The organism is Bradyrhizobium sp. LeoB3, assembly GCF_055456055.1.
Genome location: NZ_JBVBEF010000178.1, coordinates 1 through 7,778, shown reverse-complemented (window position 1 = coordinate 7,778; position 7,778 = coordinate 1). Strand labels below are relative to the sequence as shown.

At 59.9% G+C, this 7,778-nt stretch carries 8 protein-coding genes and 1 pseudogene; 6 read left to right on the top strand and 3 right to left on the bottom strand.

Translation table 11 applies throughout. The features are described from left to right. Nucleotides 1–479: 479 nt before the first annotated feature. The 5 genes from ACZXDY_RS43725 (at nucleotide 480) to ACZXDY_RS43705 (ending at nucleotide 4,059) form a co-directional block, all read left to right on the top strand. The gene (locus ACZXDY_RS43725; RefSeq protein ID WP_464349743.1) at nucleotides 480–2,267 is read left to right on the top strand and encodes a PHA/PHB synthase family protein; all 1,788 of its coding nucleotides are present in this window, start codon (nucleotides 480–482) and stop codon (nucleotides 2,265–2,267) included. Nucleotides 2,268–2,537: 270 nt separating this feature from the next. Next, entirely contained in the window at nucleotides 2,538–2,915 is a 378-nt protein-coding gene (locus ACZXDY_RS43720) for a hypothetical protein (protein ID WP_155255597.1), read from the top strand. A 399-nt stretch (nucleotides 2,916–3,314) separates the two neighbouring features. After that, nucleotides 3,315–3,623 (top strand): hypothetical protein, encoded by a 309-nt coding sequence (locus ACZXDY_RS43715; RefSeq protein ID WP_464349742.1) that lies wholly within the window; start codon nucleotides 3,315–3,317, stop codon nucleotides 3,621–3,623. Next, nucleotides 3,620–3,823: a hypothetical protein gene (locus ACZXDY_RS43710; protein WP_028168716.1), complete on the top strand. Its 204-nt coding sequence runs from the start codon at nucleotides 3,620–3,622 to the stop codon at nucleotides 3,821–3,823. Before ACZXDY_RS43715 ends, ACZXDY_RS43710 begins: the two co-directional genes overlap by 4 nt. Continuing rightward, a complete protein-coding gene (locus ACZXDY_RS43705) occupies nucleotides 3,820–4,059 on the top strand; it encodes a hypothetical protein (RefSeq protein WP_028168715.1) in 240 nt (79 codons plus the stop codon). The genes ACZXDY_RS43710 and ACZXDY_RS43705 overlap by 4 nt, the downstream gene beginning before the upstream one ends. An 892-nt stretch (nucleotides 4,060–4,951) precedes the next feature. On the opposite strand, the gene ACZXDY_RS43700 is transcribed toward ACZXDY_RS43705, so the two are convergent. After that, nucleotides 4,952–5,248, bottom strand: a complete 297-nt coding sequence (locus ACZXDY_RS43700) for a hypothetical protein (protein ID WP_155255596.1) — start codon at nucleotides 5,246–5,248, stop codon at nucleotides 4,952–4,954. A gap of 140 nt (nucleotides 5,249–5,388) precedes the next feature. Further along, the gene (locus ACZXDY_RS43695) at nucleotides 5,389–5,844 is read right to left on the bottom strand and encodes a hypothetical protein (RefSeq protein WP_464349741.1); all 456 of its coding nucleotides are present in this window, start codon (nucleotides 5,842–5,844) and stop codon (nucleotides 5,389–5,391) included. A gap of 440 nt (nucleotides 5,845–6,284) precedes the next feature. On the opposite strand from ACZXDY_RS43695, the gene ACZXDY_RS43690 reads away from it, so the two are divergent. Next, nucleotides 6,285–6,479, top strand: a complete 195-nt coding sequence (locus ACZXDY_RS43690; RefSeq protein WP_028169271.1) for a hypothetical protein — start codon at nucleotides 6,285–6,287, stop codon at nucleotides 6,477–6,479. Between the two features lie 847 nt (nucleotides 6,480–7,326). Here ACZXDY_RS43690 and ACZXDY_RS43685 read toward each other — a convergent pair. After that, a pseudogene (locus ACZXDY_RS43685) lies at nucleotides 7,327–7,721 on the bottom strand (SOS response-associated peptidase family protein); the annotation flags it as partial. Nucleotides 7,722–7,778: the final 57 nt, after the last annotated feature.

Below are 7,778 nucleotides of genomic sequence, written 5' to 3'. Positions count from 1 at the left end.
GGAAGCATTAAATCACACGCCATCCTTGGCGGACTTCACCACCACTACGCCCGAGCTTAGGTTTTCGGTACAGACAGCCCTAGTCCCCTCAGACGTATCAATGCGGATTCTGAGATCTGGAGAGTTGCAGCGGCGAGGAAGCCGACGGGCGACAAATTGCGCGTCGAGCCCCTACCTTGGAGCATTGCAGAGACGGAAGCTCCGCTCCCCCCTTACCTACATTGGAGAAAATATTTGGGATGACGTCGCAAGAAGGAACTCCCGCAATGCACAACGCTTAGCTGCATCGCAGCACGTTTGAGCGGCGCTTGCCGGTCATCTTCTCGACAACGGTAGCGTTTGCGTTTGGCCAATTGCCCAAGGTTCGCCTGATGGCGAAACGGTGATTCATCGCTCTCCAACCGCACCCAATCGGGTGTTAGTCTTTTGGAGCCTATCCGAACGGCTCTGGTAAAGCCTGACAATGACAGGAGGGAGCTATGGCCGACAAACAGATGCAGCCCACCTGGGATCCGATTGCCCTTGCGGCGCAACTGCAGAACATCGCGAAACAAAGCCAGCTCCTGATGCAGCGCTTTGTGTCGCATCAGCCGGACGCGGTCAAGTCCGGCATGGGCGACACGTCAACGCTCGGGTTCGACTTTTTCGAGCTCGTGACAAAGATGATGACCGACCCGGTGGTAGTCGCCCGCGCCCAGATCAACCTATTCTACGACACGCTAGGTATCTGGCAGAAAACCGCGGAACGCATGCTCATGCTGCGTGCACGCGAGGCCGGTCCCCCGAAAGACAAACGCTTCAAGCATCCGGACTGGAGCGAGAACGCTATCTTCGACTTTGTGAAGGACAGCTATCTCGTTGCGGCGAAGTCGCTTCTTTCCGCAATCCGCGAAACTAAAGGCATGGACGAGGCCAGCGCTCGTAAGGTCGATTTCTACACGCGCCAATTCGTTGATGCTTTGTCGCCTTCCAATTTCGTCGCGACCAATCCGGAGGTCCTCACCGCGACGCTGGAGTCTGGCGGACAAAACCTGCTACGTGGTTTGGAGAACCTTCTCGTCGATCTGGAACGCGGCGATGGTCGGCTTGCGATTACAATGACCGACATGAAGGCTTTCCGCCTCGGCGAAAACATCGCAACGGCGCCAGGAAAAATCATCTACCAGAACGAGCTTATGCAATTGATCCAATATGCGACGTCGACCAGAGAAGTCCGGAGGCGGCCACTCCTCATCGTGCCGCCGTGGATCAATAAGTTCTATGTTCTCGATCTTCAGCCGAAGAACTCCTTCATCAAATGGGCCGTCGATCAGGGGCATACGGTGTTCGTCATCTCCTGGGTGAATCCCGATGAGAAGCTCGCTGAAAAGAGCTTTGAAAATTACATGCTCGAGGGACCGTTGGCCGCACTGGACGCGATCGAGTCCGCGACCGGTGAGCGTACCGTCAACACGATCGGCTATTGCCTCGGCGGAACCCTGCTTGCCTCGACGGCGGCTTTTCTGGCCGCGAAGGGCGACGACCGGATTGCAAGCGCCACCTATTTCGTGACGCTCGTCGACTTTACCGAAGTCGGAGACATGGCCGTCTTCATCGACGAAGAGCAACTGGCATCTCTCGAAAGGCGGATGCGCGAGCGCGGCTATCTGGAAGCGCAAGATATGGCGACGGCGTTCAATATGTTGCGCGCGAACGACCTGATCTGGTCTTTCGTCGTCAACAATTATCTGCTCGGCAAGGAACAGATACCCTTTGATCTTTTGTTTTGGAATTCGGATTCGACGCGCATGCCAGCGGCGATGCATTCATTCTATTTACGCAAGATGTATCAGCAAAATCTCTTGGCAAAACCCGGCGGTATCACGTTGGCGGATATGCCGATCGATCTGTCGAAAATCAGGACTCCGGCCTTCATTCTGGCCACGCGCGAAGACCACATTGCGCCGTGGGAATCGACCTATGCGGCGACACGCTTGTATTCCGGGCCGGTCAAATTCGTTCTATCCGCTGCGGGCCATATGGCTGGCGTGATCAGCGCGCCAGGCAGCAAGTATGGCCACTGGGCGAACGACAATTTGCCGCCCAGTCCGGAGGAATGGTTCGCCGGCGCTACGCCTCATCAAGGGTCGTGGTGGCCGCTTTGGGACGAATGGGTCACGCAATTTGATGCAGGCCGCGTTCCTGCCCGCGAACCGGGCGGCGGCAAGTTACCGGTTATCGAAAACGCGCCGGGCTCGTACGTCCGCGTAAGATCGATGGCCGCGTAAGCGACAAAGCTCTTCCTGATCGGCGACTCGCTTGGCGGGACGTTGGCGGCGGCCTTTAGCGCACGCGAACCGCGAGCTGTCCGCGGTCTATCGCTTCTCGGCGCGCCCGTTTGCTTTCAACCAGCGACGAACCGATTTCGCGATGCGCTCGTCTCGATGATTCCGCCTGATCTGAGTGAAGCGGACATCATCCCGGGCTCGCTGCTGTCGCATGCAAGCGCTTTCGCCGCCCCTCATAGGTTCGTATGGTCCCGGTTGATGGATGCGGCAATGAGCGTTGACGACTTGCGGGCGCTGGATGTCCATGCGCGGGTTGCGCGCTGGGCTCTTGACGAGGCCCCGCTCCCGGGGAGGCTGGTCCATCAGATTGCCGAATGGCTGTATCGGGAAAACCAGTTCTGTCGAGGCACTCTCACCGTGCTGGGTCGCACGATTGGCCCGTCATGTCTCGACGTCCCGACCCTCGCGACCGTCAACACGGCAGACAAGGTTGCACCGCTCGCCTCGATTGAACCGTTCCTTGATGCGTTGCCTACCAAGGATGTCTCGCTCATCAAAAACCCCGGCGAGACGGCATTGCATTGCAGCACCTCGGAATTCTTGCAGGACGGGCCAAGCATCATCGCTTGGCTGGCGGCGCATCCCTGAAAGGCCGATCCGCCGGCAAACCGGCGCGGATATCTGCTTTGGTCACGGCCAACAACCTCTGCCCTCAATGAGGAGCCGAGTTTTCCGCTTCGGCAAAGGAACTGCGCATTGTGAAGCGGAATCGGTCGGCAGCCGAGGCCGCCTGTGGGTCTAAAACGGCGTTTAGAAAGTCGGCCGGTCACTTCCGAACTACCCGACCATCGAGGTCATTGCACACCCGAACCATTCCGACCGGCCACCGCTCAAGGCCTACATCTACGTGGGCGGCGAGCGTTGGGCGGAGAGCGGCTGCCCAGTCTATAGGAACGTCAGCAACGCCGGGCGCGTTGGATGGAGGCGGTAAGAACAGAGCCCAAAGTTAGCGATGCGTTTCCTGTCCGCGGCTCCATTGTAAGCCTCATGGCCGCCGCGCTGAAGATGGTGTTGCTTCGGTTCGGTAGCGACCTGGCCGCAGAGGACTGTGAAGCCAGCATGGCCGCTCCGGCACCGCGGCGCAGACTAGCAACGAGCAAGCCCATGAAAGTCAAAGACCTGATAGCTGAGCTGCAGAAGCTCGATCCGGAGATGCCGGTCGTCGCTTCCGGCCCTGACGGCTTCGACCTCTATGAGCCGACACTTGACCGCGAATGGATCACGATAGACCACTTCGGTAGCCCGCAGCGCGCCATTTCAGGCGAGCCCGGTGCCGTGCAGGCTATCCGGCTATGATCATCGCATTGCGCGCCATAGACAACGAACATCCCCTCGCCCGGGAGGCCTGGCATACGCCGGCCATGATAAAGCTTGATGCGCTCGCCGAGTGTATCGTTGCTCGGGTACATCTGGGTTGGAACGCCGGGGCCGGCACAAGGTTGGATAGACTGCGAACCATCGCGGCGGCGCCGGAGCACATCACAGAGGCGAAATGATCCGAACAATCGTGAACGAAGCCGGCGATGCAATCGGCGAGACCAACCTCGACGGCATGCTTATCAAGGGGCACCACCGCGTCGACGCCGAGCTAAAGCTCGGCCACAAACTGTTCTTCAGGACCAGCGGCGCGCTGACGAGGATAAACTGCATCACCATTGACCATACCGCGCACAAGATCAGACTGGCGGTGGACGGGTTTAGTCGGGAAAGTTCTCCTCAACATACAGCTTGAGCCGCTCGCCCAAGCGCGTCGGTGTTTGGATACATCTGCTTCAGATTGCGGACCAGCTTGAAGCATCTTGCAGGCCGGCATCATCGAACATTATGCTAAACTGGATCACGGCTTCACCGAGTCGATCCAGCCGCTGCTCCTCTTGAGCGCCTCATTCCGCCACGGCCTTCGCAGCGCCTTTAGAGATCGCGAGCCATCAGAGTTGTGTCGAAGCCCTTCCAGTTAGTGCGATCAAGGTCCGCCCAACCGAGCCTCGCATAGACCCCCGGCATCCGTGGTGTTCAGGTAGAGCCGTGAAAGCCCTCGCTGTCGCGCTTGATCCTCGATCGCTCGAACCATACGGCGCCTGCTCCTTTTCGCCGATACTCGGGGACAACAAACAACCCTGCAAGCCATGGCGACACATGATGGTTAGGCTCGATCTCGGACTCGGTGCCGTGGTCAAGAAGCCGTAGGCCCAAATGCGGCCCCGGGGATCAGCCTCGACTTGGTGCCCCGGTCGCCTCTCGCTGCAGTGGCACGCTATCGCGCGGTGCTGATGGGTTCTCGCGCGGCCGTTCTGGCAGCCTCCCGAGCGGAAATAGCGCATTGGGTGCCGCAGCGACGCGGGATAGAATGCGCCTTTTGGCGGTCGCAAAATGCGTGCTCTAGGTGTCGCGTTGATCGTCATTGGCTTCGCGCTTGTCTGCGGCGGACTCATCTTCCGGCGCAGATTGGAGCCCGACGAGGAGCGCACCCAAGCAGGATCTGGCGAGATTCCGCAAAGCCTTGATCCAATCCAGCGCGGTCTGCTCGAAGATCTCCGCCGCCTGAATGCGATGGAGCCGGAGACGCGCAACGAACGCAGCGAAGATCATAGGCCCGGCGGGTAACGCGCCACCCGCTTTAGCAATCACCGCCCGGGGCTAGTGCTGGGATGTCGTCGGGGCAGATCGCGTCCGCGGGGCCGCTTCGGCGCCATGCCGACAGTTTCACCGCTCGGCCACGGTCCCGAGCTCTGGCCGCCATACAGCCGGTAATTCGGGTCGGTGTAGGGGTTCCCGGGCCCTTTGTTCTGACAATTGGCATTTGGATAGAACTGTGCGCAATAGCCGGGCTCGGATATCACTGGCTGGGCCGGAGCCGGCGCGCAGCTTATCGCAGTCAGCACCGCCGCCGCGCCGAGTTGCTTGAGGATAGAGATGGACATTGTGCTTCTCCCACCGCGGAAGATGCGCCACATGCGCGAAGAATAACGCCCAAGCGACGGGCCCCATCCGCTCGGCGCGATCACTCCGCGGTAAGCGTTGGAAGGCCGGCGCGCCGAGAAAAATTGCACGGCCGGCCCGCTTACCAATAGCCCCAGGGCCGCCCGCCGTATCCGTAAGGTCTGTAGAAGCGGGCGGCCCCAGGCTCCTGGATTGCTTGCCAGCCATAGTCGACGTACGCCGGATAGTAGCTGTAGGCGGGATAGTAGCCGCCGTAATACGGGCCGGGGTAGTAGCCGCCGTAGTACGGGCCGCCATAATAGCCATAGGCGCTGCTCGCGATCGCGCCACCGATTAGGGCACCAACTAACGCGCCTGCTCCCCAACCCCAACCTCGAGGACCCCAGCCTCCGACACCTCTATATCCCCATCCGCCGCCGCGCCAGCCGCCCCACCGGACCTGGATCGAACTGTCGGCGACCATGGATTTCATGCTTGCCACGTTGGTCGGCAAAGGAGCCGCATGGAGCGTCGTGACGTTGCCAGCCATCACGGCTCCGGTGAATCCACCTATTAATGCCATTCTGAGGCTGCGCATGGTCTCCTCCATCAGCTGTTAGGAAAAACCCGCAGGCTAGGACAGCCTTGGGCATACGCAAGATGGCGCGGCGGCGCGCCTACTCCTTCCGGCTTACGGGGCTTCGAACCTAGCCGTCGTGTTTGATCTCATGTACCCAGAGCGGGCTGGACGGCAGAGCACTAAACCCTGACTGCCGACCGCGATCTAGGGGCGGCGGACGTGGGCGGTGCTGTTCTGCTAGGATCACCGCCCTAGAACCTGGAGCGGAGACCGGACTTAGTGGCCGGTCGCCGCCCGTAAGGACAGCTGTCCTGACGGCGCCTTTTGCGCCCTTCCGCCGCCTTGATTTGATTTGGCTCAACTCGTCTGGCACGCGAGTGCTAGTATGAGGCTCCGATGCTACAATCGACAATGAGCAGCCGCTTGCTCGACGCTCGCAGGAGGATTGGAGGCGGCACATGAAAATCATCGTGGACGAAGCCGGCGAGGTCATCGCCAAAGCAACGGATGACCATACTCTAATCGGCGGCCACCACCGCCTCGCGGTGGCGGCCAGCCTCGGTAAAAAACTGTTCTGGCGAGATACCGGCGAAACTGTGAAGCTCGATCTCTTCTTCAAGCATCACGGAAGTTCACTTCGCGATACGGCCTGAGCCGCTCCATCGCGGTGGTCGTCATTGCGGTGACGCTAACTGCTGGCGTGTGGTGCGCAATCTATCTAACCTGGAATGATCGATGCTGACTGCTCCTCCAATTCGCGGAGCCGGTCGATTTGCTTTTTAAGTCCCTCTGGTGGTGCCGGCTCTAGTTCCAGCGACGCGCCCAATCTCTCCCGATCTTTCGAACGACGGCGCTGCTGTGTGTGGTCAAGGTCAACGCGATAGCCCATACGATGCTCTCGTTCCGGCAAAGAGCAAGCCAGCCAAAGCCGAATCCCTCGTAGCCTCAATGGAGGCAACGGCCAGCGACCTTTGAATGAAACCGGAGACCGCCGCTTTTGGCTATCTGCGCGAGCGCTCGTTTTGACAACAGCGGGTCTTTGGTAGCGACCTTTGGCTATCCGCGACATGCGCCAGCTTGGTTGCCAGCGAGCGGCGGCCTCATGTTGCTAAAGCCTGACATGCGCTTGTTGTTCCTTTGATCTCTGATCGCGACGCGATGTTCCTTTCGGAGGAACCCGGAGTGGGAGGTCGAGGCATCCCACAAGGCTTGCGATGCCATCGTTGCGCGCGGGATCCATTTCTGAGAGTGCCAGTTAGTTTATGGGCGATGAAGGGGACCGTCTCCATGAGGACCGAATATCTCGCTGCGATTGCGATAACTGTTCTTGCCGCTTGTAGTGGGCTGGCGGTCAATTCCGTCGGCTCGCTTCATCGCGAAAAGCAGTCCACACCGGCCGCCATGCAAGTGGCGGACCGATTAGCTGGGGCCTTGGATCCGTATTTGATGCGGTCTAGTGGCTAACAGGCGGCGTAACTCGGAATGCATTGGGGGCGCCGCCTAAGTCATGGGGCATCGCGCCCGTTCGGCGAGCAAGGCTTGTAACGCCTTCGCCTCATCCCACGGTGCGCGCATCCACACGTCGCGCTCTTCGTCGGCCGTGAGAATCACCGGCATCGCCTTGGGATGGATCGGCTCGACGATGGCGTTCGGTGCCGTCGTCAGAAAGCCATAGACCAGATGCAGCCCCGGCACTGGCTTCGACTTCGTGCCGCGATCGCCCTTGAACTCGGTCCAGATCCCGGCAAACGCGGTAAGCGGCCGATCGTCGTTCAGTGCGAACCAGACCACGTCCTTTTTCTTCGTATCCGGGTTTGGCTCGGGCGCGTACTCGGCGAAGCTATGGTCGCGACAAAGCATCGGTTTTCCGGCTTGATCCGTCGCCTTGGCGATGATCTCGCCGGCTTCGTCAACGATGATTTTCATGCGCCGCCTCCAATGCAACGCGCCGG

Coding starts and splice junctions, on each gene's coding strand:
- ACZXDY_RS43700 (WP_155255596.1), bottom strand. CDS start 5,248: ATGTCCATCTCTATCCTCAAGCAACTCGGCGCGGCGGCGGTGCTGACT.
- ACZXDY_RS43725 (WP_464349743.1), top strand. CDS start 480: ATGGCCGACAAACAGATGCAGCCCACCTGGGATCCGATTGCCCTTGCG.
- ACZXDY_RS43720 (WP_155255597.1), top strand. CDS start 2,538: ATGAGCGTTGACGACTTGCGGGCGCTGGATGTCCATGCGCGGGTTGCG.
- ACZXDY_RS43715 (WP_464349742.1), top strand. CDS start 3,315: ATGGCCGCCGCGCTGAAGATGGTGTTGCTTCGGTTCGGTAGCGACCTG.
- ACZXDY_RS43690 (WP_028169271.1), top strand. CDS start 6,285: ATGAAAATCATCGTGGACGAAGCCGGCGAGGTCATCGCCAAAGCAACG.
- ACZXDY_RS43695 (WP_464349741.1), bottom strand. CDS start 5,844: ATGCGCAGCCTCAGAATGGCATTAATAGGTGGATTCACCGGAGCCGTG.
- ACZXDY_RS43710 (WP_028168716.1), top strand. CDS start 3,620: ATGATCATCGCATTGCGCGCCATAGACAACGAACATCCCCTCGCCCGG.
- ACZXDY_RS43705 (WP_028168715.1), top strand. CDS start 3,820: ATGATCCGAACAATCGTGAACGAAGCCGGCGATGCAATCGGCGAGACC.